This is a genomic window from Nonomuraea fuscirosea (assembly GCF_003001935.1).
GTDB lineage: Bacteria > Actinomycetota > Actinomycetes > Streptosporangiales > Streptosporangiaceae > Nonomuraea > Nonomuraea fuscirosea.
Genome location: NZ_PVNG01000041.1, coordinates 15,244 through 41,472, shown reverse-complemented (window position 1 = coordinate 41,472; position 26,229 = coordinate 15,244). Strand labels below are relative to the sequence as shown.

Annotated in this window: 22 protein-coding genes and 4 pseudogenes; 11 read left to right on the top strand and 15 right to left on the bottom strand. The window is 67.0% G+C overall.

Translation table 11 applies throughout. The annotated features are described in order from the left end of the window. The first annotated feature begins 819 nt into the window (after positions 1-819). On the top strand, positions 820-945 hold the full coding sequence (locus B0I32_RS61280; RefSeq protein WP_281262685.1) for a hypothetical protein: 126 nt from the start codon (positions 820-822) through the stop codon (positions 943-945). Positions 946-1,105: 160 nt separating this feature from the next. Here B0I32_RS61280 and B0I32_RS57175 read toward each other — a convergent pair whose 3' ends face one another. After that, positions 1,106-1,483: a hypothetical protein gene (locus B0I32_RS57175; RefSeq protein ID WP_146178689.1), complete on the bottom strand. Its 378-nt coding sequence runs from the start codon at positions 1,481-1,483 to the stop codon at positions 1,106-1,108. 521 nt (positions 1,484-2,004) lie between these two features. Here B0I32_RS57175 and B0I32_RS57170 point away from each other — a divergent pair. Together B0I32_RS57170 and B0I32_RS58540 are read left to right on the top strand one after the other, a co-directional pair. Then, positions 2,005-2,208: a hypothetical protein gene (locus B0I32_RS57170; RefSeq protein ID WP_146178688.1), complete on the top strand. Its 204-nt coding sequence runs from the start codon at positions 2,005-2,007 to the stop codon at positions 2,206-2,208. 502 nt (positions 2,209-2,710) lie between these two features. Continuing rightward, a complete protein-coding gene (locus B0I32_RS58540; RefSeq protein WP_181308802.1) occupies positions 2,711-2,863 on the top strand; it encodes a hypothetical protein in 153 nt (50 codons plus the stop codon). A gap of 289 nt (positions 2,864-3,152) precedes the next feature. Here the strand turns inward: B0I32_RS58540 and B0I32_RS53515 are convergent, their stop codons facing one another. The 3 genes and pseudogenes from B0I32_RS53515 to B0I32_RS53505 form a co-directional block, all read right to left on the bottom strand. Further along, the gene (locus B0I32_RS53515) at positions 3,153-5,744 is read right to left on the bottom strand and encodes a DUF7825 domain-containing protein (RefSeq protein WP_106252975.1); all 2,592 of its coding nucleotides are present in this window, start codon (positions 5,742-5,744) and stop codon (positions 3,153-3,155) included. A gap of 206 nt (positions 5,745-5,950) precedes the next feature. Next, on the bottom strand, positions 5,951-6,262 hold the full coding sequence (locus tag B0I32_RS53510) for a M55 family metallopeptidase (RefSeq protein ID WP_106252974.1): 312 nt from the start codon (positions 6,260-6,262) through the stop codon (positions 5,951-5,953). Between the two features lie 13 nt (positions 6,263-6,275). Further along, positions 6,276-6,725 (bottom strand): annotated as a pseudogene (locus B0I32_RS53505) (Tn3 family transposase); the annotation flags it as partial. Between B0I32_RS53505 and B0I32_RS53500 the strand changes: the two are divergent. Further along, on the top strand, positions 6,726-7,121 hold the full coding sequence (locus tag B0I32_RS53500; RefSeq protein WP_106252972.1) for a hypothetical protein: 396 nt from the start codon (positions 6,726-6,728) through the stop codon (positions 7,119-7,121). A gap of 653 nt (positions 7,122-7,774) precedes the next feature. On the opposite strand, the gene B0I32_RS57165 is transcribed toward B0I32_RS53500, so the two are convergent. The 5 genes and pseudogenes from B0I32_RS57165 to B0I32_RS53475 form a co-directional block, all read right to left on the bottom strand. Then, positions 7,775-8,953, bottom strand: coding sequence for a WD40/YVTN/BNR-like repeat-containing protein (locus tag B0I32_RS57165; protein WP_146178687.1), 1,179 nt, complete (start codon positions 8,951-8,953; stop codon positions 7,775-7,777). A 322-nt stretch (positions 8,954-9,275) separates the two neighbouring features. Next, the gene (locus B0I32_RS53490) at positions 9,276-10,190 is read right to left on the bottom strand and encodes a hypothetical protein (RefSeq protein ID WP_106252968.1); all 915 of its coding nucleotides are present in this window, start codon (positions 10,188-10,190) and stop codon (positions 9,276-9,278) included. Position 10,191: 1 nt separating this feature from the next. Beyond that, positions 10,192-10,692 carry a SigE family RNA polymerase sigma factor gene (locus tag B0I32_RS53485; protein WP_106252967.1) on the bottom strand — a complete coding sequence of 167 codons (501 nt, stop codon included), beginning with the start codon at positions 10,690-10,692 and terminating at the stop codon, positions 10,192-10,194. A gap of 267 nt (positions 10,693-10,959) precedes the next feature. Continuing rightward, positions 10,960-11,226, bottom strand: a complete 267-nt coding sequence (locus B0I32_RS58535; protein WP_181308800.1) for a hypothetical protein — start codon at positions 11,224-11,226, stop codon at positions 10,960-10,962. 205 nt (positions 11,227-11,431) lie between these two features. Then, a pseudogene (locus tag B0I32_RS53475) lies at positions 11,432-11,791 on the bottom strand (PhzF family phenazine biosynthesis protein); the annotation flags it as partial. A 674-nt stretch (positions 11,792-12,465) separates the two neighbouring features. On the opposite strand from B0I32_RS53475, the gene B0I32_RS53470 reads away from it, so the two are divergent. Continuing rightward, positions 12,466-12,870: a hypothetical protein gene (locus B0I32_RS53470; RefSeq protein ID WP_146178686.1), complete on the top strand. Its 405-nt coding sequence runs from the start codon at positions 12,466-12,468 to the stop codon at positions 12,868-12,870. Between the two features lie 125 nt (positions 12,871-12,995). Here B0I32_RS53470 and B0I32_RS53465 read toward each other — a convergent pair whose 3' ends face one another. Further along, entirely contained in the window at positions 12,996-13,229 is a 234-nt protein-coding gene (locus tag B0I32_RS53465; RefSeq protein ID WP_146178685.1) for a hypothetical protein, read from the bottom strand. Between the two features lie 335 nt (positions 13,230-13,564). Next, positions 13,565-14,269, bottom strand: a complete 705-nt coding sequence (locus tag B0I32_RS53455) for an ATP-binding cassette domain-containing protein (RefSeq protein WP_106252984.1) — start codon at positions 14,267-14,269, stop codon at positions 13,565-13,567. Between the two features lie 88 nt (positions 14,270-14,357). Between B0I32_RS53455 and B0I32_RS53450 the strand changes: the two genes are divergently transcribed. Genes B0I32_RS53450 through B0I32_RS61520 form a run of 3 tightly spaced genes read left to right on the top strand, consistent with a single transcriptional unit; the run spans position 14,358 to position 16,071 of the window. Further along, positions 14,358-15,452 (top strand): sensor histidine kinase, encoded by a 1,095-nt coding sequence (locus tag B0I32_RS53450; RefSeq protein ID WP_146178684.1) that lies wholly within the window; start codon positions 14,358-14,360, stop codon positions 15,450-15,452. Beyond that, positions 15,449-15,973: a response regulator gene (locus B0I32_RS53445; RefSeq protein ID WP_342751854.1), complete on the top strand. Its 525-nt coding sequence runs from the start codon at positions 15,449-15,451 to the stop codon at positions 15,971-15,973. Before B0I32_RS53450 ends, B0I32_RS53445 begins: the two co-directional genes overlap by 4 nt. Then, the gene (locus tag B0I32_RS61520) at positions 15,919-16,071 is read left to right on the top strand and encodes a response regulator transcription factor (RefSeq protein WP_342751853.1); all 153 of its coding nucleotides are present in this window, start codon (positions 15,919-15,921) and stop codon (positions 16,069-16,071) included. Before B0I32_RS53445 ends, B0I32_RS61520 begins: the two co-directional genes overlap by 55 nt. A 197-nt stretch (positions 16,072-16,268) precedes the next feature. On the opposite strand, the gene B0I32_RS53440 is transcribed toward B0I32_RS61520, so the two are convergent. Both B0I32_RS53440 and B0I32_RS53435 read right to left on the bottom strand, forming a co-directional pair. Beyond that, positions 16,269-17,573, bottom strand: a complete 1,305-nt coding sequence (locus B0I32_RS53440) for a TolB family protein (protein WP_106252957.1) — start codon at positions 17,571-17,573, stop codon at positions 16,269-16,271. Continuing rightward, positions 17,570-18,070 (bottom strand): SigE family RNA polymerase sigma factor, encoded by a 501-nt coding sequence (locus B0I32_RS53435; protein WP_106252955.1) that lies wholly within the window; start codon positions 18,068-18,070, stop codon positions 17,570-17,572. The genes B0I32_RS53440 and B0I32_RS53435 overlap by 4 nt, the downstream gene beginning before the upstream one ends. 441 nt (positions 18,071-18,511) lie before the next feature. On the opposite strand from B0I32_RS53435, the pseudogene B0I32_RS60700 reads away from it, so the two are divergent. Continuing rightward, a pseudogene (locus B0I32_RS60700) lies at positions 18,512-19,087 on the top strand (transposase); the annotation flags it as partial. A 163-nt stretch (positions 19,088-19,250) separates the two neighbouring features. Here the strand turns inward: B0I32_RS60700 and B0I32_RS57160 are convergent. Next, positions 19,251-19,655, bottom strand: coding sequence for a hypothetical protein (locus tag B0I32_RS57160; RefSeq protein ID WP_146178683.1), 405 nt, complete (start codon positions 19,653-19,655; stop codon positions 19,251-19,253). Between the two features lie 712 nt (positions 19,656-20,367). Beyond that, positions 20,368-21,172 (bottom strand): annotated as a pseudogene (locus B0I32_RS53420) (IS5 family transposase). Positions 21,173-22,663: 1,491 nt separating this feature from the next. On the opposite strand from B0I32_RS53420, the gene B0I32_RS53415 reads away from it, so the two are divergent. Together B0I32_RS53415 and B0I32_RS53410 are read left to right on the top strand one after the other, a co-directional pair. Further along, a complete protein-coding gene (locus tag B0I32_RS53415; RefSeq protein ID WP_146178682.1) occupies positions 22,664-24,532 on the top strand; it encodes a hypothetical protein in 1,869 nt (622 codons plus the stop codon). A 128-nt stretch (positions 24,533-24,660) separates the two neighbouring features. Then, a complete protein-coding gene (locus B0I32_RS53410; RefSeq protein WP_245956698.1) occupies positions 24,661-26,193 on the top strand; it encodes a DUF5722 domain-containing protein in 1,533 nt (510 codons plus the stop codon). Positions 26,194-26,229 lie beyond the last annotated feature (36 nt).

Genomic DNA, 26,229 nt, shown 5'->3' with positions numbered 1-26,229 from the left:
ATCATCAACGCACTCCTTGCCGAAGGCCTCGGCGAGGTATCCGGTGTCGTAGAGCCCGTCAACGATCCGGGTGAACTCTCGACGAGCGTCTGACCCGATCGCCGAGTGGAGCCCCTGGACGTGACGCTGCGGCCAGTACGGTCGGGGAGACGACGCCTGTGGCAGTTCGTCGGCACGGTTGATCAGCTCGGCAAACCATTCGCGCCGGCCACCCCCAACTGGACTCCGAGGTGATGATGTGGCTGACGCCCACGGATCAACATCTTGGCGTTCCTTGAGGTTCGCTGCGTCATCGAAGTCAGCTACCGCCGTCGTCCCCAACAACGCCTCCGTCAGAAGCCATTTCGCTCGCTCGCTCCACAACGTCACCGGCAGAGCGCGCGATGCGCTCTCCTTCAGCGACGAACAGCGCTGTCGGCCAAACCGCTTCGTAGGAGCTCAAGTCCACCGCCATGGCGTTCTTCCTCCAACATCGTCCGGTTGCTCGGGGGTGAACACAGGGACAGACAGCGCCTCGCAGGCCGGTCGTGCCGGCGCACGCCCGGCTGTCCCGGCGCTGGGCGCGCGCCGTGGCGTTGTTCGCCCACGCCGCCGGCGACCATGCATCTGTGATGACCCGGACGCCGAGTTTCCGAAGATCATGAGGGCTGCGGCGCGCGGGACGATCGGCAGACTTCCGGCCGCTGCCGCTGCCGGTCGAGTGCGTCGCCGTGGCCCCTTAGATCGCTGCGCCTCCTGGCCATCTGATCGGCGTGATCGCTCAACGCTGCGGAGTGTTCTGCCAAAGGCCGCCGTATGGGCCGCCGTCTGGTCGTGGCCGTGACGCAGTTCGTGGTAGATCGCCTGGAGCATCGACAGTCGCGCATCAGCCAGCAGCTTGCAGGCGCTGCGCAGGAAGGCGCCTACAAGGAGAGCATGTACGTCGCCGACCTCACCAGCTACTGATGCACATAGACTTACTTTGTAAAGGCATCTGGTTATAGAGAACCAATCCTTCATCCTTAAACGGAACGGGCTCCGCCCGTACGTTCTCCAACAACTAGGCCTCGCCCTGCCGCTCCTGGTCCCTGGCCCTCGGCCAGGGGGTGACGGTCCAGATCGGCAGCTATTCCCTGTCTTCCAGGCCGGTGGCGGCGCTGTCGTGCTGAGCGCGGGCGATGTTGGCCAAGGAGTGCAGCAGGGTGGTGGTGTGAGTTCCGCGTGCCGGGTGCAAGGTCTCGGGGGCGGTGTCCAGGAGCATGAAGGCCATGGGGTCGGCGCTGAGTGCGCCGATCAGGCTCCATCCGCTACCTTCGGCGCGGGGCGAGGTCGGGCCGGTCGGTGGCGGCCGGGTAGGCGCGGATGCGGCTGTACTGCGGTGGCTGGTGCGGGTAGGTGTGTGCGGTGTCGAGGGCGGCGGACAGGCCGGCCAGTTCCGGCAGCGGCCGTCCAGCCCGATGACGATCTCCATGAGTGTCTTCAGCGTGCGCTCCAGCGGGGCCATGATGGGGCTCCTGGCCGACGGCTGGGGAGGGTGGCGGAGCAGCCCGGCGATGTTCGGGAAGGACGGCCTGCCCAAGTGGATCGTGGTCGCGCGGTGGGCCGGCTCATCGGGCAGTTTCCCAGGGGCAGAGCTCACCGCTCGCGCTGACAGCCGCGTTCTGTGGGGGCCGCTTCGCACTGGTGTCGAAGCGGCCGGTCACCACGGAGAGCAGTCCAGCCGCACGCTGAACTCGTCACGCAATCGGCTCCTACCCGCGCAGAAACGCCAAGTTCCCTGATAACGCCGCTTTGAACAAGGCATAGCGCATCGCGGCCGTGGATGTGACCTCGTGCGGTGTGCGAGGCGCCATCGCATGGTCCCCGGAGTAGTGCACGCCGGGGCTCAGCCCTGCGGGCTTCCTCCCGAGTCGTGCGCCTTGCCGGATCGGCGCCGGGCGATTGAGAGCGCCGCGGTCTTCGAGGAGGAGGGGCGCTGGAGGGTCATGCGAACATACATTCGATCGGCTGATAGGATGCGGTGCCATGAAGGACGAGCACCGCGGCGCGCTGGCGGCCGTGCTGCATCCCGTACGCCAGGCGGCTCAAGGGGTCAGCGATCAACTCTGGATCGTCAATGATCCGGCTGCCACGCCAACCCCGGATGAGGCGCTTCGCGCTCTCGACACGCTGCAGGCAGAGGTGGCCCGCGCCCGGACGCTGGTTGTGCGGCTGGCCGCCCAAGACTGACGCCGACACGGCACGGCCCAGGACCCGCCTTGCGAACATCGGAATTGTCGAGCTCCCTACCGCCACCGAGTTGCACAGCCTGGCCGATCATGTGGGAGCGGCAGACGGGCATATGGCTGCACCGGCAAGGCCACAGCCAGCTGAGAAGTTCAGGCCGCCGATCGGCGTCGCGCCCGCATTCAGTCCGCGGCCGCCAGTCAAGAACGTGCCGGTGGTGCGGGAAGGTCGGCCACCCGAGCGGAACATGCGCCGCGAGCTCGGCCCAGATGTGCAATATCCCGTGAGTTCCTCCTTAGCTGCAGGACCTGGGCTTATCTGCTGGTGCTCTGGCTTCTTCTGGTGTTGATGAGATTTCGGGGATTCTGAAGGTCTGTCGTCCTGGTCGTTCGTCTTGCTGTGATGGTGAAGGCGAGGTGGCCGGAGTTGGCGCTGGCGGTGGTGAAGGATCTTCGGGTAACGTGCCCCGGCCACCGCCGAGAACCTGGAGGCGCTGGAAACCGACGTGCTGGCCGGGTTCGTGCTGGCCCGGGCGGCGGCGGGGCCGGCGGACGGCACGATCGCCTTTGACATGATGCACCTGGAGCAGGTGCGCGCCTGGTTTGGCCAGCCGCTGCGGCAGATGGAGCCTGCTCGGCGTCACCCAGCGCCGCGATGACATCCACGCCTGCGACGATCTGCGCGAACTGCCCGATCACGACAATGGACCCCCGCCCCTCGTTTCCGTTTGTGAGAACCCGTTGACGGCAGCGGCACCGCAGCGATGCATTCGCCTCACCATGTGACCCAGCGCGACGCAGTTGCCGACTTGCAATCGGTACTTGAATCAGGTTAAACCTCGGAGCACCGCATCACTCGCCCGATCCCGGCCTACCCCAACCACGGCCGGAGAACAGCATCAGGGCGCCCGCGCCCGAGTCCCACCCGCTCTCCGAAGATGTCCGGTGTCACATCGAGATCACCCCTTGCAGGCGTCGCGCCTCGTGGACCACCAGGCTCTGCCCCTTGCGTGCCGCCACCTCCGCCAGCCCCGGGACGTCATCGCGCGCCTGCGTTCGTGTGGCCGCCTCCGTGGCGACCTTAAGCAGCTCACCCAGTCCAGGCCGGGGCTTCTCGTCGGAGCCGGGCAACAGCATCGGCAAGGCCTGTGCCAGAGCCGCCCACACCTGGGCGTGTGCCCCCGCCGCCATTACCTCGTCGAGGATCCCGGTGACCCTGTTGAGCTTGACCTGTTCCGCCCGGACCAGGTGGCCTATAGCCTGGCCGAGGTCGGCGGCAGGCAACTGCCCGTGTGCGGTCAGCGTGATGACTGCGTCGGCGGCCAGGGCCCGCTGGGTGGGGCGGTCGTGGCCCATGCCGATGACGATTACGCTCGCGGTGGCGATGCCCACCGGGCCGTCGCCGTGAGCCAAGGACGCCACGACCTCCACTTGGCCGTCCGAGCTGTCCATGAAGAACGGCAGGCACTGCAGGACGTGCGCGGCCACGACCTCGCGATGAGATGGCATGATCGCCGGCCACCACTGCATGTCGCGGGAGAATGGCTTGGGGTCCAGCGTGCACAACTCGGCGACCAGCTCGTTAACGCCTCCGGGCGGCGTGAGTCTGGCGTGCGCCGACTGCTCGAATGTGTCGAGCTCCCAGGTCACCGTGGGATCGGGCAGTCCACCATCGCGCAGCCAGGCCGCCAGCCGCCGACCCGCCCTCGACGGCAGCTTTTCGGCCCGTACGACCAGTGCCGGATCGATCTCGCGCGGTAGCCTGAGCAACGCCTGCACGAAGTCGGCCTCAAGCGGCTCGGCGTCGCCCAGCAGCTCCATACGCTCGATCAGGATCTCGGCGGCAACGTGGCCGGTCGGGGACGTCGGTGTGGCCAGCAACACAGGGATCGTCTCATCCCGTTCGAATAGGGACAGGACCTCACGGAACCGCCGCTGGACGAAGCGCTCCGGGCTGGGATCGGAGGTGGGCCAGGCGCTCCGCCGGTTCTGCAGCACCGCGGACAGCTCACGGCTGTCCGCTGGCGACACGATTGCCAGCGCGCAGTGCGGCAGTAGCGCTCGGACGTTCTCAAGACTGCCGCTGACCATGGGCCTGTAGGAGCTCGCATCGAACGGCTGCCGCCAATACGACAACCACCAGGGCCGCAATGCCGCCGCGACGGCCTGGCGGTCACGATGGGTCAGCTCGACGAGGGCGGCGAGAATGCGCTCGAACCGCGCGGGTTGATCCGGCCCCCACAGCCTGCCCAACTCGGCCGCCAATTCCTCCGCCGAGACGATGGGCGGGGCCAGAGCAGGCGGCGGCATCGCCGTCACGGCGGGGGCGGACACGACCTCAGCCTGGGCCGCCTCCACCGCGCCGAAGGCAGCGGCCACCCGCTCACGCAGGTCTGCGGGCAGCCGGGTGGCCGCCTCGCGGATCGCCCCCCTGCCCGGTTCGTCAGCGTGAGGGGCGAGCCGGACTGCCACTTTCACCGCACGCTCGCGAAGGGCAGGCGTGTCCACGTCGAACACGGGCGCCAGCGCGGCCACCGCTGCGCCGCCGGTAGGCTCGGGCGCGTCGGCCATCCACTTCACGGCCGCCGTCATGTGCTTCTTCTCCGGTCGATAGGCCAGCGCCCGCACCGCCTCGGCGAACAGCTCGTCGTCGAGCACTCCTGCAGCGTGCGCCCGGCGCAGCTCGTCCACCGCGAGCTGGACCACCGGCGTGGGCGCCGACGGCAGCACCCGCACCAAATCCGCCACCGGGATCTCGGCCACCTCCGGCGCCAATCTCCGCCACAACACCACGAAGGGACCTACCTGCGCGGCCTCGGCTGTCACCAGGAAGCGGCCGACGCAGCCGTCGAGCAACACCTGTCGGGACACCCGCCCGCTGTCGGCCAGCGCGGCCAGCTCATCGATGATCGGATGGCCGTCCCTCCAACTGGAGTCCCAGGCCAGCCGCTCCCCAACGCCCTCCGCCTGAAACAGGCGGGGCAGCATGTGGTCAAACAGCGGATCCTCGGCGAGGACCAAGGCTCCTTCGCTCCTCCACTTCCGCTCGGCCACGTGCGCCGACCAGCCGGCCACGAACGCGTCATTCTCCGGCGGCTCTGCCCCCGTCTCGATCACCAGCGCTGCGGCCAGACCCCAGTCGGCCGCCATCAGCACGCCCGGCCAGGGCGAGCGTGTGGCCGGGCGCAACCGGCGCACGAGCCGGACAGCCAGGTCCCGGCGCCACTCCTGCGGTCTGCGGCGCAGCACGGACATGACGTATTCGGTGTCGGTTGCCGGGGCGCGCACCCAGCGCAGCTCCCGTCGGTTGAGCCAGGCCGCGACCTGCTCCGCACCGCCCAGAATGGCCGCCCCGACCACACGACAGGCAGAGGCCAGGTCGCGGGCCTCGAACCGGTCGTGGAGGCGTTCGCTCAGGCGAGCGGGCAGCTCCCGCGCCACCACGCGCCGGGCCGGGTCGCTAAGGTCGTTCAGGAACTCCACGAGGCCCCGGATGTCACCGTCGTCGATGCGGACGAGGATCCCCTGCAGGGCGTTCATTCCGGAATCTCGATTGCAGAAATGTCCCCGCCCGAGCCCGTGCGGGAGAAAAGGACGCGCTCGTACCTGCTCTTGATCATAGGCCGCACCCTATTGACCTCCACCGACAGAGCGTTGAAATCATCACGCCTTGTCTCCTGAGCTGGGCTGGCAACACCAGCACCGTGAAGACGAGGCAAAGCCACGATCCCGGATGGAGCGCCGTGTCAGGGGCCGATGTGGGTGAGCGGGGCGAACAGCTGGAGCAGGCGGTAGGCGGCGGTCATGTTCTCGGCGGTGAAGGCCACCGTGTGTCCGGTTCGGGTGATGCCGGGGATGAGGGCGGCCAGATCGGCCGCGTGTGGCTGATGCAGGTCGACCCCGGTCCCGAGCGGGCTCGGGACGGTGACGGGCCGGTGCTGGTCCCACCGCCGGATCGCCTGGCCGGCGCTGCCGGATCTGGCGGACGGCTTCGGCCAGCGTCCCTGCGCTCGCGCCGCGTACTGCGCTTTCTGACTCATCACGGTGGTCGTCGCCATGGGGTGAGGCTCCTCAGTGTCCCGCAGCCGGCAGGCCGGTCAGGTTCAGGCGGCGGTCGGTCCGCAGCTGGATCTCGCCGTACGGGCTCATGTTGGAGTGGAAGATCGGAGTCAGGCCGCGCCGGTCGGCGTCGGTGAGCACGTCCCGCCACTCCGGCAGGGCGAGCGTGTCTTGGATCATGAGCGTGTTGATCAGGTCGAGGCGGCTTTTAAGGATGCGCAAGCACAGCATGCCCAGTTTCTGCTCTTCACGCCGGTTGGAGGCGAGCTCACCGCGTTTGCCGAACCGGATGTAGTCATTGACGCCGTTGTAATTATCCACCACGTTCAGCCCGGATTCGGTCTCCCGCTGCAGGTCACGGTCGCGAAGCCAGCGCGCCAGAAAGATCGACCTCTGAGCGCGGCCGACCTCCAGCATCGCGGCGTAGGCGGGATGCGTAGTCTCGCTGGTGAAGCGGCGGAGATGGCCCGACGGGAGCGCGACCTCGCGACCGACGAGCGCAAGACCACCGAACAGCGCGAAGCCGCGCTGCGTACCCGGTTCGACACCCAGGCGGCGCGGCTGACGGCCGTCGGCGACCAGTTGCAGATCGCGCGGGACGAGATCGCCGAGCTAAAGCGGCAGAAGGAGGACGAGCGCGAGCGCGCGGCGGCCGCGGCGGCCGACGCCCGCGAGGCCCGGACGGAGACGAAGGCCGTACGAGAGGAGCTCAAACAGGTGCGGGCCGAGCTCAAGGACGTGGCCGTGAAGCTCTCGGCGGCACAACGTGAACCGGCGAAGCGGCGACCGCTCTGGCCGTGGCCCAGAGCAAACTCCAGGAAGCCCACAAAAGACAGCAGGACCTTGATCGCCGCTTGAGCGCTGCCGGTCAGACGGCACAGCCCGCACCTCCCACCGACCCGAAACCGCACGACCGGCAGTGAGCCAGCTGCGTCCGATGCACGCCCCCCATACGGACCGTCACATCGGACGACACGACCGCGCGAGGATCAATCGACTGTAGAACAGAGGACCGAGCTGCGCGTTCGTCATGAATTGTCGGCGGACTCGTCACTGGTTGTCGCCGGGAAGTGATCTCCACGGCATATGCGGCGCGGGCATGCTCATGTCCTTGCGCGTTTGTTCCTGGACGGCGCGAACCTGCTCGGCCCGCTCAGCGCGGGCGTTCTCCGCATCGGCCTGGCGCAGTGCATCCTCCGCCTCTTCTCGGTCGGCGACGGGTGTGTGGGCGCGCTCGCTTGCGGTGCGAGCCGCTGCTCAGCGTGCTGGGCGCGATTCTCGGCCGCCACCACCTGTTCACCCGGCCTCCGCACGGATGTCCAGGTCGGCTGCCTCCGCTTCACCTGGAGAACACTCGCCGCACAACCTGCCGTCTGACAAGGACGAGGAAGACGGCCCTGATCGCGGTTGACCACCGGCCGTAACTTTTGCCTACATCGAAACGGGCCGCAAGATCGACACATGGTCGGGGTTTGGTGCCGTTTCGCGGCTGGCCCGATCGCGAGCACGGGTCAATCGATTGCAGCCGCGTGTCGCAACCAAATCCAGCCTTCGCTGTCCTCCTCGGCGTTCGGCTTACCGCCGACTGCGATCGCCTGGTCGCTGCCGGGGACGGAAGCGAAGTCGGCAGCGATACGCCAACTGCTGCCAGATGGAATCTTTTCCGCTCTCCACTTGCGACCGTCATAGTGCCAGATGCGGCCGTGCTCGTCGCCGAGCCACAGGCCGCCACGGCCGTCGGAGGCGATGGTGCCGAAGTCGGAGTAGGTTTCGGGCTGGGGTGGTTGGAAGGCATCGTGCGAGGGAGTGTTGAGCGAGTGCCAATCGTGCCCGTTCCAGTACATGACAAAGCCCTGTTCGTACCCGTCGCTGTTTTGGACGTGGACGGCTCCCGCAATCCATGCCTTACCTGGCGCCGCCGCTACGATTCGCTTCAACGTCACCTCCTGTGACCGAAGCCGGTCCGGCAACGGCACGTCATGCCAACGCGTGCCGTCCCAGCGTGCGACGGCGGGCACATCGTCGTCCCCACCACGGCTCATCGCCCACAGTTGTCGGCCAGAGCCGACACTCAGAGATGTCACCTCGCCCACAAAAGGAGCAGGAGCGGTCGTCCATGAGGTACCCGACCATCGCGCGAGGAGAGGGCTCTGGCCCTTATCGCTTATGAGTCCCGCAACCCACACCTCCCGTGGGCCGACCACGACGGCGGCCCTCAAAAGGGAGAGCCCATTCGGGCGGCCCTGGTGCGACCAGCCGCCGCGCTCACGCCGCCAGGCGTTTCCGTCCTGGCCGAACGCCCAGACACTGCCGCTCGACAGCGCGGCTACGACCGCCAGCCCGTTCTCTCCCCTCTTTCCTGGAGGCTTGACCGACTGCCAGCGGTGACCGTCCCAATGTTTCACGATTCCCACAGATTCATCAGCGGCCGACCCGACCACCCACGCGTCTCGGGGGCCTGAGACTGCGACGCTCGTCATATATGCCGGGTCCTCGCGAACCCCGGTGTTCTTCCAGACGCCCCGGATCGGTCCCAGCGTGGGCTGTACGGCAACGGTCTCGACCGGCGTGATGCGGGGCTTGGCAGCTTGGCTTGATGCCAGCGGGGTGGGCGCAGTGCCACTGCGTCCGTCGCTGCAGGCCGCCAACGCCACTGCTGCTGTCATGACGACCATCCACTCCTTGATCACCTCAACAAGGTAGTGCAAAGGGAGCGAGGACCGGAACCGGGGGAAACCGTGGGGAACCAGACCGGTCGACTGGGTTACCGGCGAGGGCGGCGTAGGCTGTGGAGCGGCCGATCTTGAGGGTACGGGCATGCTGCCTGGTCGGAGGCGGCTGCTACCGGGGACGAGCAAGCCAACCGAGTGGCGGACGCGGGACCTCTCACCTTGACCTGGGGCGCTCACCGGCCTCATTCCCCATCCCGCTGTCTTCAGCCGCCCCGGCGGAACGGATACGGCAAGCTGGCGTCTCAGCTCCTTCCAGTCCCCCCTGCAGAGGGGGAGACTCTCATCGGGGTAATGCCCGCTCATTGGCTTGCCTCGACGCCTGATCAGTCGCTTCCCGGCCCAATGGTCCGAACGCCACGTCCTTATCCTGCTCTAGGATCTGGCCCTGCGGGCCATAGGCGGTGACCGTGACCGGTGGCGAATCCAGGATGGTGAAAGGCTTGCCAAGGGGGTCCTCGCCACCAGCGGGGTCCGGGACCGATCTCCCCGGCACCCGGGCGATGAAAAAGCCGTTGGCCACGCGCGCATCGGTACGCCGCCCGTCCGCCCAGTCGATCTCGACCCGTCGCACGTCCGATTGGACCCTGCCGGCGACGACCCGGTAGGTGTCGTCTTTCTGGATCCGCTCCGGCCCCACAGCATACGAGTGCATATGCGAGGTGTAGGCGTCCACCTGAAGGGGCCCCGAGAAGCCGGTCATGTTCCCCGGAGCCTTGAATCCCCAGTAGGTGAAGACCGCTAGCTCCGCGAAATCCTTCTGTGTGGTCAGCGTGCAGAGGACAAAGCCGGACAGGCTGCCGACCAGAGCGGTCGACCCGCCCTTGTCCCGATACTCCACGAGCAGCCGGAAGTCCTTGACGGTGCCGTATTCGGAGAGGCGCCGGTTACCGTCCATGTTGTGCACCGGACCTCCCTTGGGCATGCACTCGCGCACGGCCTGCAACTGCTGAGGGGTGTTGTCCGGCAGGCGTTCCTCCCTCGCCGCGGTGACCTGGCCGGAGCCTCCGGAAGTCATGACGATCACCGAGGCGATCACCGAAGCGGTTGCGGCGAGCCCGGCGACTGACCATGACCTGCGCCGACGCCGCAGGGAGCCGATCCGTGCCTGTCTGGCGTAGGCGAGCGCGTCAATGGGCCTGGCCTCGTCCGCCATCAGGAGCAGTTCCGCAGAGATCTGCTGTTCGTCGATAGTCATCTCAGGCCTCCAGGGTGACGGTCTTGCCGATCACTGCGCGCAACCGGGCGATGGCTTGGTGGGTCTGGCTACGCACGGTCCCTACCCAGCAGCCCATGATCTTGGCGACCTCGGACTCCGAGAGGTCCTCGTAGTAACGAAGCACCAGAACCGCCCTTTTACGCGCCGGCAGGGTCCGTAGCGCCTGGGCCAGGGTGATGTGCGTCTCAACCTCGTGAGTCCGGTCATCCGTGGCCCGGTCAGGAGGCGACAGGACCAGCCGTTCGCGGGACCAGCGCGGACTTCGCCAGCGACCGACCTGTTCGTGGTACATGACCTGGCGCACGTACGCCTCCGGATTGTCGCGGATTCGCCGCCAGTGTCCGGCAGTCTTGGCTAATGCCGTCTGGAGCAGGTCCTCGGCGGCGTGCTGATCGTTGGTCAGGAGGTAGGCGAGCCTGATCAGACTGTCGGAGCGGGTGGTGACGAACTCGGTGAAGGCTCGCTGCTGGTCGGGGTGCAAAGGTTCTCCTCGGGTCTCACCCACTTAGATGCGGGCGGGCCCGCGAATCTATGGTGTGGCGCCAGAGGCCACCTGGATGACCATCGAGCTGAGTTTCGCGGAGAAACGCGTTGGCCACCGAGATCGTTACCTCTTATTCGCAATAACGGGCCCGTACTCGTCGCGGACGTCGCAGCGTTGCACCCACTCGAGCATCTTGGTCCGGTAGAGGAAGCAGGTAAGAGCCTGCTCGGCGCCAGGGTCGCTGCCTGGCTTGGGAACAGCAGGTCACTGGCGGGCAGTGCGGCATCTTCTCTGGCGTGGTGCTCGACGATGAACTTCGAGCTCTTCGTCGATGGAGACGGGAGCCTCCCGCTTCATCTTGAGGTTGTCCGGCTGTTCGAGTTGTACCATGACGTGCTCACTGAGCGCGCTGGGCAGCGCTTTAGCTTCCTTGGGCCTGTTCTCGGGGAAGAACATCGCTCTGGTCGGCAGGTCACTGGCCCAACCGTGCTGGCGGATCGCGGTGAAGACCAAGTTCAGCTGCCCGATCATGTGCCGCCGCACTGTGCGTGTGCCGCTCAGTTCGGCTTGCAGATGGGCCAGGTGCAGTTCCAGAAGGGGGCCGGTCAACCTGGATCAGCCCGCGAACATCTACGGCACGCCGGACGGTACGCCGGCGCGCGAGCCGTCGACTTCTACTCCTATGGCCTGGCCAGCCGCCCCGCACTCGACCGCATCCCGCATGCGCTGAGGCAGGTCACAGGGTGATGGTGCCGCGAATGTAGCTGGTGGCGGCGCCGCCGACCCAGACGGTGCCGTCCGCTTCAGCGGTGATCTCGATGGTCCCGGCCCGGCCTGCGCGCTTGCCCTGGGAGACTCGGAAGGGGGAGGCTACGCGGCAGGTCGCGATGAGCCATTGCCCGACCGAGGCGTTCATGCTGCCGCACACGGGGTCTTCGGCCACGCCGACGCCGGGCGCGAACGTGCGCATTTCGAAGGCGTGCTCGGCTCCGTCGGGATAAGCCCCGATCGCGCCGACCATCCCTGTCGGGATGAGGGACAGGTCGGGTTCGAGGGCGAGGACCTGCTCGGCCGTGGGCAACTGGACGACGGCCCAGCCGGGCCCGTTGTCGACCTACTGGTGGGCGAGGACCCGGTCGCGCTCGATGCCGAATGCGACGACCATCTGGCCGTACGAGGACGACACCCTCACCGGCAAGGTGAACACGCAGTGGGCCGGCACGGACGGGGCGATCTACGGGCTGGCGTGGTTCCCAGCGGGTATGGTGCCGGGTGGCTTCACCAGGACGGTCCGGCAGCGGGACCTCGCCACCGTCCGTGCGGAGTTCGGCGCGACGGCCAAGGGCCATCTCGGCCGCCGGTCGATGTCGCCCTCCCCGATGTCCGGGAGCGCGTTCGTCTGGTCGCCGTTGTCGGGACATCGCCCTGCCGGGCAGCCGTACGGAGCACTACTCCACCGACGGCATCCTATGGAACGGATTCGTGAGCCAGAACGACGCCGACGGCCTGAGCCACGCCACGTGGACCGCGCCGGCTCACGGGCAGGGCGTACGTACTCCGCCCGCTACATCAACGCCGTGTACGGGCCCGGTGCGCCGATGTCGGAGGACGCGACCTGGGTCGTGCGCCGTGGCGACACTATGTCGATAAACGTGCCGATGTTCACGGACGGCCACGGCAACGGCGGCTTCTCCAGGACCGACCAGGCTGTACTACAACGGCGAGCTCATCAACGAGATCGCCGCTCCTGCCACGGGAACCTTCGAGAACGTGCCATCTCGGCCCGGCGTGTACCGGATCGCCACGAGCGTGGTGCGCGGGGCGGCGTTCGACGTCAGTACGAGGATCGACGCGGAATGGACCTTCCGCTCGGCTCACGCCGGCGACGGTCAGGCTTCCGCGCTGGACGTCGTCTTCGTGCGGTTCCTGCCGCGGCTGGACGCGGACGACAGCGCGAAGGCCGGCCATGTCCAGCTCGTGCCGTTGCAACTGCAGGACCAGCGAGGGGCGGCCCTGCGGCCCAAGCGGCTGTCGGCCGAGGTCTCCCATGACGAGGGCAGGACCTGGCGGCAGGTGCCGGTCGTGGCAGCACACGCGGCTGTGCTGGCGCACCCGAAGAACGCCTCGACGGTGTCGCTGCGGGTGTCGGCGGCAACACCGTCAAGGAGACGGTGATCCGCGCGTACAAGCTGTGCTCGTAGCCTGACCAGACTCCCGGCCGGGGCGAGGCATCGCACCATGTCCGATGCCCACACCGGATCAGCCGGGTGGCTCCAGCCAGACGTATCCCGCCGTCGCCACTAGAGCCAAGAGTACGAGGCCGAGGTCACGCACCACCTGGCCCGCCGGGACACGTCCGCGGGCTCCTGCGTCGCGAAAACGTGCTCCCGAACCAGCACGGCGTGGCAGGTCCCGCCGAGCCACAGCGTGACCAGCGCGAGCATGGGGATGATGTCCAGTTTGTTGAGCCCTCCGTCGTCGGTGAGCCGCATCATCAGGAAAGCCCCGCACAGGGCCAGGTAGATGAGCGCCAACAGCGCGAGGTTGAACGTGCGTCGTTTGGCCGCCGCGTACACGAACGCCCATGGAGTTCCGTACGCGCAGCTGAGGATCGGGATGGCCGCTCACAGCCAGCTACCCCAGGCGGTGGCCCGGGGCCGGCGGATTGGCGGCGGTGGCCCGGCGGGGGAGAGGCAGGTCCAGCGTGGGGTCGGCCTTGAGGATGCGCAGCTCCAGGTCCCGCAGCACGGCGAGATCACGGTGGACGCGCCGAGCACGGTGAGCGCGAGCGCCGTCAGCACCCCCACGCCGAGAGCCCACCAGGTCGAGCGCAACGTACGCAATTTGATCCACTCGGCGGCGACGGCGTTCACGGCGCGTTCCTTTCGATGACCTGCATGAACGTGTCCTCCAGCGACATCCCGGGCCGCACGAACCGCGTGATCTCCGTGTCGGCCAGCAGCCGCCCCCGCCCAATGACGATCAGGTGATCGGCGGTGACCGCCATCTCGTGCATGAGATGACTGGAGACCAGCACGGTCCGGCCCTCGGCGGCCAGCGACTTCAGCAGCCCGCGCATCCACCGGATGCCTTCGGGGTCGAGCCCATTGAGCGGCTCGTCCAGCAGCAGCACCTCGGGATCGCCGAGCAGCGCGGCAGCCAGCCCCAGCCGCTGCTTCATGCCGAGCGAGAAGCCGCCCATCCGCGTGCGCCCCGCGCCGGCGAGCCCGACCAGCTCCAGCAGCCCGCCGATGCGCGTGCGGGAGATCCCGTTGGACCTGGCCAGCCACCACAGGTGCTGCTCGCCGCGGCGTCCCCCCTGCATGGCGCTCGCGTCGAGCAACGCGCCGACATGGGTGAGGGGCCTGTCCAAGGTCCGGTACGGCACGCCGTTCACGGTGGCCCGCCCGGAGGTCGGCCGGTCGAGCCCGAGGATGATCCGCATGGTCATGGTCTTGCCCGCACCGTTCGGCCCGAGGAACCCGGTGATCTTGCCGGGGGTGACGGTGAAGGACAGGTCGTCGACGGCGGCGTGCCGCCGGAAGCGTCTGGTCAATCCGATGACTTCGATCATGCCCGTCACCATGCGTCCCGAAGGCCCGCCCGCGCATCGGTCATGGGACCGATACGTGACGCCGGACTCGGTGGCTAGGGTCGGGAATGTGCTTGAACAGCCCCGACCTCCCCTGCTGAGCCGCATACCGGGCTGGGCCTGGGTGTCCCTGGACATCGTGGTGGCTCTGCTACTGGCGGCCGGTTTCCTCGGGCTCATCCATTCGCGTAACCCCGCGCAGCCCGGCCTGCTCGACTTCACAGGGGCCCTGGCCACCAGCCTGCCCCTCGCGGTCCGGCGCCTGTGGCCGCGGGCGGTGTTCGTGGTCGTGCTGATCGGCGGGCTGCGGATGCGGGAGTTCCTCATCCCGCAGGCGGACCCGTTCGGCCTGCCGCTCGTGCTCTACACGCTGGCCACCCGGAACAAGGCGGTGCCCGCGCTGCTCGTGGCGGTGGCGGTCACGACGCAGGGAGTGGTGGAGCTCCCGCTGCGGGGTCAGACCGTCGACCAGCTCGGGCTGGTGCTGGCGATCGTGGTGGCGGCCTGGACCACCGGCACCGCGGTACGCCAGCGCAGGCTCTACACCGAGCAACTGGCCGCCCAGGCGGAGGACCGGGCCCGTGCCGAGGCGGCGCGGGAACGCCTGCGCATCGCCCGCGAGCTGCACGACGTCATCGGACACAGCCTCAGCACGATCGCCGTGCAGGCCGGCATCGAACGGCACGTCGGCGACGCCCGGGAGACGAGCCGCGCGCTCGGCTCGATCGAGGAGACCAGCAGGTCGGCGCTGCGCGAGACCAGGCGCCTGCTCGGCGTGTTGCGCGAGGACGGCCCGGCGGACGTGGTGCCTGCTCCCGACCTCGGCGAGCTCCTGTCCGGGGTCAGGGCCGCGGGCTTGGAGGTGGAGCTGCGGCTCGACGGCAAAGTACGTGGCGAGATGGAGCTCACGGTCTACCGGATCGTGCAGGAAGCGCTGACCAACGTGCTCAAGCACGCCGCGGCTCACCGGGCTACGGTGCTGATCGAACGGCAGGAGGAGGAACTGGTCGTGGAGATCGCCGACGACGGCAGGAACGCGCGGGAGCGGCCCTACGGCCACGGGCTGACCGGGCTGCGCGAGCGCGTGCGCATCTTCGGTGGCGAGTTCGAGGCGGGCGCCCACCCGGTGCGCGGTTTCCGGGTGACGGCGAGGCTGGCGCTGTGATCAAGGTGCTGGTGGCCGACGACCAGCCGCTCATCAGGGCGAGCTTCCGCCGGCTGATCGACAGCGTGCCGGGGTTCCAGGTGTCCGGCGAGGCCGCGACGGGCACGCAGGCCGTGGCCGTCGCCGCGAGCGAGCCCCCCGGCCTGGTGCTGATGGACGTGCGCATGCCCGAGATGGACGGCATCGAGGCCACCCGCCGCATCTGCGTCGCGCACCCCCAGGCGCGCGTGCTCATCGTGACCGCCTTCGACCTGGACGAGTACGTCGACGGAGCGCTCCGGGCCGGCGCTGCGGGCTTCCTGCTCAAGGACACCCCGCCAGCCGAGCTGATCAGGAGCGTGCAGGTCGTCGCGTCCGGCGACTCCCTCCTCGGGCCAAGCGCCACTCGGCGGCTGATCGAGCGTCACGTGCGCCCGCCGGCCCGACGCCTGGACATCACCGAACGCGAGCGGGGGTGCTGGTCCTGGTGGCGCGTGGCCTGTCCAACGCGGAGATCGCGCAGACTCTGTACGTCACGCTGAGCACGGTCAAGACGCACGTCAGCAGCCTGCTGCTGAAGCTCGGCGCCCGGACCAGGGCCCATCTGCTCATCGCCGCCTACGAGGCGGACCTCGTCTAAGACTTTCAAAGTCGATCTACGGCACGCCGTTGATCGACTCCGAGGCAGTCTGCCCGGCGAGATGTGCCCCGGGGAGATCTCGCCGAAGTGGCGCCGCGCCGCACTACAGGCTCGCTGCTGGCGAGGAAGGGCTGGCGCCTCACTCGCGCGGATAGAACGATCCCCTCTGACAGACACGGCCGCGGTTCAGCGCAGCCCTACTTGATCGCGGCCAGGTCCAGAACGTACATCTTGTTCTTGATCGGGTAGGTCATCAGCCGGTCGAGGCCGCCGTTGGGGATCGCCATGATTCCCCGCCCGTCACGCCGTATGCCGAGATCGGCAAAGCGGCCGGTCTTGACGTCGTACAGCGCCACGACGGGCAGGTTTCCCGGTCCCGACACATGGACCTTGAAGAAGCGCTCCAAGGCGGCATCGTCGCCTTCCTGAAAGGTGTTCGGCAGGTCACGCTCGTGGGAGCCGTCACGGTCGCGGACGAACCCGCGCAGAGTGGTCCGGACCTGCACCGTGTCCGGGCACCGGCGTGTGCCGCACTTGATTTCCTTGCCGGAGCGGTCACGGGGACGTTTGACGGTCTCGTAGCGTACGTCCACCCCCGCGCATCGTTCGACGCCGCACCTGACCTCCTCGTTGGCCTTGACCTCGGCGTCGCGCCGCTCACCGGTCTCGACGTTGACCAGCTCGCGGAAGATCGCTTTCCCGTGGTGGAGGCCCACCCATGGCCATTGCAGGATGTGGTGCCGCTCGGCGCCCTTCACCGGCTGCGGCGAACCCCCGCTCAGAGGCGCCCGGTAAACCCCGCCCTTCTCGTACGCGAAGACCACGTCCGAGCCCGTCACCGTCAGCCCTCTGATGTGCCCCTTCTTCATGACGTTTCCGAGAGGGGCGTCGGTCACCGGCCGAGGCTTGCCGCCGGCGGCCGGCACTGTCCAGATCCGGGCGACCCGCGGGCCTCCCGGCTCCTTGTAGGACGCCCACCAGACGATGTTGCCGCCACCGGCGGCGACGCCGTCGGCGAAGATCGCCGATCCCTTCGTCGGGGGAATCTCAGCAATTCGCCTGGGCCGGCCGGTGCGCAGATCGAAGCTCCACAGGAACTGACGCCTTCCGTCGGTCACGCCCGTCATAACCAGCAGAGTGCGATCGTCGAGGAGGAGCTGCGGGTAGTATGCGCGGCCGTCGGGCAGCTCGACCGGGATCTTGTGTACCGCCTGAGGCCACACCTTCTCGACGGCGGGCGGAATCTCGTCCGGCGTCGGCTTTGTTTCGTTGGTCGCGCGTATGGCGGGGTGCGGCTCAGCCGCCGCGCCGAGCGCGCTCACCGCCGCACCCACCCCGCCTGCCACCAGGACCACGGCCGCGGCCGCGCGCATGGCGGCGGTCCGGGCCCGCCGCCGGCGATGGCGCGTCTTGACCGTCGTGAGCAGCCCGGCCTGCGACTGCGGCGCGCGATGCGCCGCCCCGGACAGGACGCGGCTCAGCTTGTCTTCCAGATCGGTCATCGCATGCTCCTGTGGGTCGCCGGTGCGGAGAGGAGGGAGGAACGCAACTTGTCCAGGCCACGGAAGGCCTGGCTGCGCACGGTTCCAGGGGAGATGCCGAGCACCTTGGCGATCTCGGCGTCGCTGAGTTGTTCGTAGTAGCGCAGCACCAGCACGGCACGCTGTCTGCGGGGCAGCGCGGCCAGCTCTTCCCAGAGACCCTGGTCCTCGTCGGAAGGGAGGACCTCGTGGTGAACCCGGTCCGGCGGCTCCGCGGTGAGGTGTTCACGTCTGTGACGCCGCCAGACGCTGATGTGCAACCGCGCCATCGTGGTCCGGACGTAGGTGTGCGACCGGTCCTTGCGTCTCATCCTCGGCCAGGCGCCGCGCAGCCGTACCAGAGCTTCCTGGACCAGATCTGCGGCATCATGAGGGTTTCCGGTCAGAACGAATCCATAGCGGAGCAGCGCGTCGGTCTGCTCAGCCACGAAGTTGTCGAAGCCGGGTTCGTCATCCACGAGTGGTCCCTTCGGTCGTCACGTTCTAGACGGTCGAAGGGGCGAAGCCGCTGCATCGCGCGCTGAATCTTTTCTGGGGACTGCCCGGTGGGCATGGAACGTCAAGCCTCCGCTGGAGGTCAGGCAAGGGCGTGGGCGGACGGCGTCCGCGAGCGTTATCGGGTGTTGCGGGCTCACCGTGTCACTGGGTCCAATGGGGTCTGCGGGGCGATCTGCCGGCACTGCCAGTGGGGGAGAGGAAGGCAGGGGGCGTTTCGGCGCGGCCGATGACAGGCCGTCTGAAGGCGGATCAGGGGTTGCAGGGATTCGTGGCGTGGTCGGCCAGGGGTATGCGGGCGGTGCGGGTCAGGCTCTCATGGCCAGCCACGCTCACTGAGGGCGACGGCACGCTCCCGATCCTGATCATCCGCCGTGCCGGTGGTGCGCCAAGCCGTGCTTCGCCTGCCCAAGAGCGCGTGGACACCTGCCTACGACGTGACCGGCAGGTGCGGCCCGGCGCCTGGGTCGCCGAACTCACCGGCCTGCTGGAGTTGCCCGGCTGGCCGAAAGGAATGCGCATCATCGCCCGCAGAAAACGCCCACACCCCGGCGCCCAGCTGTGCTTCACCGACGTCGACGGCAACCGCGTCACCTGCTTCGTCACCAACATCAAGCAAGGTCAGCTCGCCGATCCGGATTGCGCCACCGCCGCCGCGCCCGCGCCGAAGACCGCATCCGCTGCGCCAACGACACCGGCCTGGCCAACCTGCCGCTGCATCACTTCGTCCGCAACCAGATCTGGTGCGAACTCGTCGCCCTGGCCTGCGAACTCCTCGTCTGGATGCAACTGCTGGCCCTGCCCGGCACCGCCGCCCAGACCTACGAACCCAAACGACTGCGGCTACGCCTGTTCACGGCGCCGGACGACTGGTACGCGGTGGCCGCCGTCTGCGCCTGCGCGTAGCCGCAAGATGGTCCTGGGCCCGCGACATCCTCACCGCCCTGGCCCGCCTGCAAGCCCTCCCGGCCCCGATCTGACCAGCCACAGCCTGTCCCTGCGACCACGAAAGGGAACGCCCGCGGGCCCATGGAAGCCCGCCCACCCGACGCGACAGCCGGGCCAGCATGCTGACCCCAGCACGCAATTCGACCTTCAGCCGAACCACTCCGCCGACCACACCTTGATCACGAAAGATCAAGGCTAGGAACCGTAATCGATCACCTGAGGCGCGCTGCCGTCCTGGAAGAACCTCACGTGCAGCACAATCGCGGTGCCAGCCATCGACACGAAGTAGTCGTACAGGTTCATCCCGGGGTAGACATTGTTCCGGCGCCCGCCCAGAGCGTGGCGCAGGTGGGCGGGAATGCCGTCGAACTGGATGATCTCACCAATGACTTGGCCACGTGTGACGATTGGACCAACAGCGACGCTCGACCCCAGATGCGCGCAGAGGCGCCGGCACCTCCAGGAGAATCGAGATGGTGGCGGATGGAGAATTGATCGCCGTAAATGCCTCCAGAGGGCTAGGCGGGGTGTGAAGATGTTCGTGACCTGGCCGTCGAAGCCGGTCGTGAATGGGTTCGAGATCTCGAGGTCGAAAGACACGGCGTCTTTCTCCTCACGGTGCACACGCGCCTTACGAGAGGGCGTGCCGGGCAAGCGCGCCGCCCTTGCCCGCGAGTTAGTTATCCCTGCATGTCCACGCATATCTCTGCCGTGAGCAAGGCATGGTCTTACTCGGCCATTTTTCCTGGGGCGCCCCGCAGTGCAAGGATGGCGCCCGGGGACGACATTGTCCCGGCGGTTAGCAACACCCTGGCCGGCCACACGGCCCCGGTCGCCGTCACACGTCACCACGTACTATTGATACCAGACAGAATTCAGTTTCTGTCTGGTATCACCCAGCTGGGCGGGTTCTTCCACCTGGACGCGGCCGCCCGGCGGCGGGCGATGGCCTGCAACGGCGCCCGCAACCAGGTTGGCTTTGCCAGGTACGTGGAAAACCGCTGGTGGGCGCGGTACGGCCACGCCCCCTGACGGAGAAGTCCTGCCCGCTGGTGCTGCTGGTACGGTCAGCTGCCCGGTTCGGTGTTCGCATCGTACCGCTTGGGTGTTGTTTCGGGTGACTACGCGTCGACTGGACCACCTGGGGTTGAATCAGTCGCGGGGGTGGGCTCGTGCGGGTGAGCGCGTCGCTCAAACGAGTCGAACCACAAGACCTCGCAACAGGGAGTTGAGCAGGTCGACCACTCCAAGGCGTTGTTCGTTGCCCAGATGAACGCAACGGTCTGGTGGATAAAGAACAAGCTAAGAGCTACTAACGCAATGAGGTGAGGCGTCGCCAGCAGATGAGTGCGCAGGCCAGTTTGAGGAATGCCTCTTGGATGTCGGCGCGGACTTCTCAGCGGATGCGCAGGCGGCGGAAGGCGTCCAGCAGGGCGAAGGCCTGCTCCACGACCCTGCGTTGTTTGCCCAGGCCGGAGCCGTGTCGGTGCCGCGTCGGGCAATGAGCGGCCGGATCTGCAGCTCACGAACCAAGGCGCGGTACTTGTCGTGGTCGTAGCCGCGGTCGGCGAGCACTACGTCAGGACGCTGGCGTGGCCGGCCGCGCTTGCCGCGCACCTTGGGGATGGCGTCCAGGAGCGGGCGCAACTGGGTCACATTGTTGCGGTTGGCGCCGGTCAAGATGACGGCGAGCGGGATGCCGGTGGCGTCGGTGATCAGGTGGTGCTTGCTGCCGACTCGCCCTCGATCGACCGGCGACGGGCCGGTCTGCGCCCCCCTTTCAACGCTCTGATCTGGGAGGAGTCCACCGCGGCCCGGGAGAAGTCGAGTGCGTCGGCGGCCTGCAACCGGTCGAGCAGCACCTCATGCAGCCGCTGCCAGACGCCGGCCTTGTTCCACTCGGCCAGAAGCCGCCAGCACGTCATACCCGAGCCGTAGCCGAGCTCTTGTGGCAGGTGCTCCCAGGCGATCCCGGTGTGCAACACGAACAAAATGCCCTGTAACGCCAGCCGGTCATCCAGCCGCTTACGTCCTGGATGCCGGAACCGCCGCTGACGCTGCGGCAACAGTGGCTCAAGCACCGCCCACAGCTCGTCGCTAACCTCCCACGGCTTCAGCTTGGCCACTCGCACCCTCTCGCTCGGCTACAGCGAGAGATCAAAGCACAACAAAGATCATTCTGTTAGGCGCTCTAAGGCAGATCGCCTCGGCTGCGCGGCGGCAGACCGGGCACCCAACTGGGAAACGGGGCCGTGGCACGCTTCGTTCGTATTCCGGTCTCACCCCATATTAACGGCTCTGGAAGATCGCTAGTCGGGCCGCCGCCTGCCGCTGACGATCTTGGCGGGAAACCGGCGATTATTGGCCAAATCGACGATTGCTGAGCCAGCCGCACACGGTGTATTAATAGAGACGCCAGCCTATTAAATTATTGATAAATATCCGCAATGTGCGGCTAATTCGCTATTATGTCCAAAAACGATATCGCTTTCTGTTTCGCGACCACATTGGCACCCTCGGGGCACGCCCCGAATATCATGCCTGAACGCTGCGGCATGCCTGAGCGGTACAGAAGCGATTGACCATTAAACTTAAAACAGCACGACACGACGTGACGAACTGCCCCGTCCTGCTCATTGCGACCGTCATCGCAGAAGCCTGCGGCGGTGCCGCAAAAGCTTCGGCTGTCGCGTCCTGACCTCACCACGAGTAACTCACCTGTCGCAATACCAGCACCCGGGAATGCGACAGCCATGCAAAGCCCTGGCTCATGGCACACCTGGGCCATAGAGGGCGGCGATCAGCCGCCGGTAGGGAGCATTCTAGATCGCCGCCATCCGGGACGGCCCGGCCGACGGGGCTCGCCAACCTGCCTCACACGCCGATCGCCGCTCGATCCGTATCTCCCGAAACGTACCCTGAGGAAAGAAATGATAAAGCTGAGAAAATTATTAACAATGACCGCCATCCTTGGTATGAGTCTGTCCGTTACGACGATAAATCCTCCGCCGGTCAACGCTGACGATTGTTGCCTTACTCCTCCATATCCTTGCAGTGGGCCACAGCCCAGTGACGCCACGGTACAGATACTCTCCAGCGGCAAAGGCCTAGAGCCGAAAGGTATTCTAGTAAGAGCCACTAACGCCACCCAAGACCCCATGTCGATGCCGGTACATACGATTACAGAAGAATCGGTATCGGTAGAAACAAGTGTGAACACCTCGCTCGAGGTCGCAAAGATAATCGGCGCATCCCGTAGCGTCGGAATCGTCACGACCGTGACTAACAAGACTGCGACCTGGTCGGGGGTAGCGCCCTTGGTTCCACCTGGTAGGGTGGGGTTCGCCCAAGCCTACTTGGAATTCGCTAGAGTGGCGTATCGTAACATCCAGCACGTTGAGCGATTCAACATCTTGGGCACATGGTGGTGTGTGAGCGGTGACGTCACTAGTTACCGCTCTGCCAAGATCCCCACTAGTTCGACGGTCTGTGTGTGGCTCAGCCCAGAAACAAGATGCACGGCGGCGAATTATTACGGTGGCGGTGGCGGCGGCTACGGGCAACCTCCCGGCAGTGGCACGCCCGCTCCCCCGCCTGGTCCGCAGCCGGTGACCGATGTGCGCGGCCTGGCCGACGGCACCCTGTTGCACACGAGCGACACCGGCAGAATCTACAAGATGGTCGGCGGCGCGCCGGTATGGCAGGCCACCTGCAACGACAACATCTGCTCCGGAACGCCGCGCCCGACCACGCAAGGGGTGATCAACGCCGGTCCGGCCACCCCCCGCAACGCCACCTCGGCGATCGACCAGCGCGGCCGGATCTACATCTTCGTCGGCGGCTTTCCCGCCTGGCAGGACTCCTGCGCCGCCCCGGTGACCTGCGGCACGCCGGTGAAGGTCTCCGACTGGTCCATCGACGCCCGTGACCACATGAACCAAATTCCGGCCGACGGGAACCTGGTGCAGGCCAAGGACGGCAGCACCGACCTGCCTGTCTCCATGACGCTGGGCGGCGCCCTGGTGCCCTTCGCCAATCCTCAGGAGGTCATCGACGTCGGTCAGGGCGCCGACTGGGCCAGCCGCGTGGTGGCGATCTCGGCCGGCAGCTACAACCGAATGGGCTTCGTCCCCTCCGACGGGACTCTGGTTCAAGGAACCGCCGGCGGCGCCTCCACAGCGGTCGCGATGTACCTGGGAGGTGCGAAAATACCGTTCGCCAGCCCTCAGGAGGTCATCGACGTCGGATATGGCGCCGGCTGGGCCTCGAAGGTACGTGCCATCCCTTCCCGGCACTTCAACACCCTGCCCACCGTCCCCTATGACGGCACCCTGCTCCAAGGGGCCAACGGGTCGACTCCAGTAGCCGCCATGATCGGCTTGGCCAGAGTGGACTTCGGCAGCTCACAAGAGGTCATCGACGCCGGCTTCGGCACCGACTGGGGATCGAAGGTGCGGGCCATTCCGGAGCGGGTCTTCAACTCCCTGCCGACACGGATCATGGATGGCACCCGGCTCAAGAACGGGACCTCGACCTCGCAGGCCGTGGTCGTCGGTGGCGCGAAGATGCCCTTCACCAGTCTGGAAGAGCTCAACGGCGCCGGATACGGCGACCGACCCGTGTGGACTATCCCCACCCGCACATGGGACGCCCTCCCAACGAAGATCGCAGACGGCACGCGGATCAAGAATGCGGGTTCATCCGCGCAGGCGGCGATCATCGGAGGCGCGAAGATGCCCTTCACCAGCATCGATGAGCTCAAGGCCGCCGGGTACGACAACCGTCCGCTACAGGTGGTGCCTACCCGCGTCTGGGACGCCTTGCCGAACGACATCGGAGACGGAGTCCGCATCGGCAAAGCTGGCGACACCGCCCAAGGGGCGGTCGTGGGCGGGGCGAAGATGCCCTTCATCTCTATGGAGGAACTCGAAAGCGCCGGCTATGCGGACGATCCCCTGCACATCCTGCCGGTCCGTGTCTGGGACGCCCTGCCGACGCGGATCGGCGACGGGACGCGCCTTGTGAAGGCGGGCACCACGTCTGAGGCCGCGATCGTCGGTGGCGCCAAGGTCGAGTTCCACACCATGGAGGAGCTGATCGCCTCGGGCTACAAGGACAAGCCGCGCCAGATCATCCCGGTCCGTGTCTGGGACGCTCTGACCAAGCAGATCGGCGACGGGACGCGCCTTGTGAAGGCGGGCACCACGTCTGAGGCCGCGATCGTCGGTGGCGCCAAGGTCGAGTTCCACACCATGGAGGAGCTGATCGCCTCGGGCTACAAGGACAAGCCGCGCCAGATCATCCCGGTCCGTGTCTGGGACGCTCTGACCGAGCAGATCGGCGACGGCACCTATGTCAAGTCTCCCGACTCGGCGTCGGTGTGGCTGATCAATGGAGGGCGTAGGACTGAGGAACAACAGCACAGCAATGTGCAGGTGATTCCCACCCGGGTCCTGAACGCCATCCCTTTGAGTTGATGATCTCGGTGGAGATCCGCAGCGCTGTGGAGCGGTGCGGATCTCCACCATTTTCCTGAGAAAGGACCCACATGCGAGCCCATCGATGGTGGTGGCTATGCATCAGCGCGCTTCTCCTGACCATATTTGTGCCCACCACCGCGCAGGCGAGCGACATCACGCTCCCCTATCCGGTACGAGACGCTTACCGGATCAAGTCCATTCAGCCTGACTTCTGGCCGGACAAGGAGGAAATAGCAGGGACCAACACCGGCGGCGTGGCGATCAACCTTGTGTGGGCCCATTGGGAGCCGCAGATCAAGCAGGCGCCCTGCGCCGCGAATGAGCAGGCGTACGACGGCCGCTGTTTCGCCGTGCCCGCTGAGGTGGACGCTGAGATCCGGCAGTGGAGCGGTCGCGGCCTTGTGATCACCGGGGTCGTGTACGGCACGCCTGGCTGGGCACGGAATGGCAAGCCATGCTCCCCTGCGGCTCCCGGTTTCGACCTCTTCTGCACCCCGAACAACCCGGCGGACTATGCCCGGTTCGCCGGCATGCTCGCCGAACGGTACGACGGGCTGCACGACCATGGCCGGGTGGCTGACTTCGTCATCGGCAACGAGGTCAACAGCAACAGCTGGTTCGACATCGGTTGCGGCCAGGGCACTGCTTGCGACACCGGGAAGTGGCTGCAGGAGATCTCGGCGAACTACAACGCCGCCTACGATCGGGTGGTCGCCGAGCAGCCCAGCGCGCACGTGCTGATTTCACTGGATCACCAGTTCGGCATCGAACTGGAGCGGCCCGCCGCAACCGATGCCACCCTGGCCGGTCAGACGGTGCTGCGTGGTCTGGCCGAGCGGGCCGGCAACAGGCAGTGGCGCGTAGCCTTCCACCCGTACGCGCCTGACCTGCGCAGCGACGTCTTCTCCACCGACGACTATCCATACGTCTCCTATGGCAACCTCGGCGTGCTGACGGGCTGGCTGCGCGCCACCTTCCCTAGCCAGACGGCCGCATGGTCACAGGTGCAACTCACCGAGAGTGGAGTCAACTCCCTCGCCCCGTCCTCGCCCCAGCGGCAGGCCGCCGCGGTGTGCCAGTCCTTCCGGAATGTGCTTGGCACCCCCGGTATCGTGAACTACGTCTACCACCGCATGCGCGACCATCCCGACGAGGTCGCCGGCGGGCTCGCGCTCGGTCTGCGCAACCCCGACAGCACCGCCAAGCCCGCCTGGGCCACCTGGGCCATGGCCAACCGCAGCGACCTGACGCCGTCCCAGCTGTCCTGCGGCTTCGAGCATCTGCCGTACACCAAGCTCACCCGCGGCAACCATCCCACCCGTGGTCACTGGGCCTCTTCCCGCGGGCTGCCACCCGGCTTCACCGCCGAAGCCAGTTGGCGGCTGCGCCGCGACCAGGTCGCAGGAACTGTTCCGCTGTTCGAATGCCAGGTCGGCGGCCACAATCTCCTCAGCCTGGAGTCGGGGTGCGAGGGGCTGCGTCCGCTCGGCCCGGTCGGCCACATCTACACCAACCAGGGACCCAACACCATTCCCCTGTATCGGTGCTACATCCCTGGCAACGGGGACCACTTCGCCTCCGCAGATTCCGGATGTGAAGGCCAGCGGACCGAAGGGCGCCTCGGCTACGTCTACAACGCCTACCGGGCGAAGTTCTGACGGCGTAACATCCGCCGTATTCTGGGCCGCTCTCGG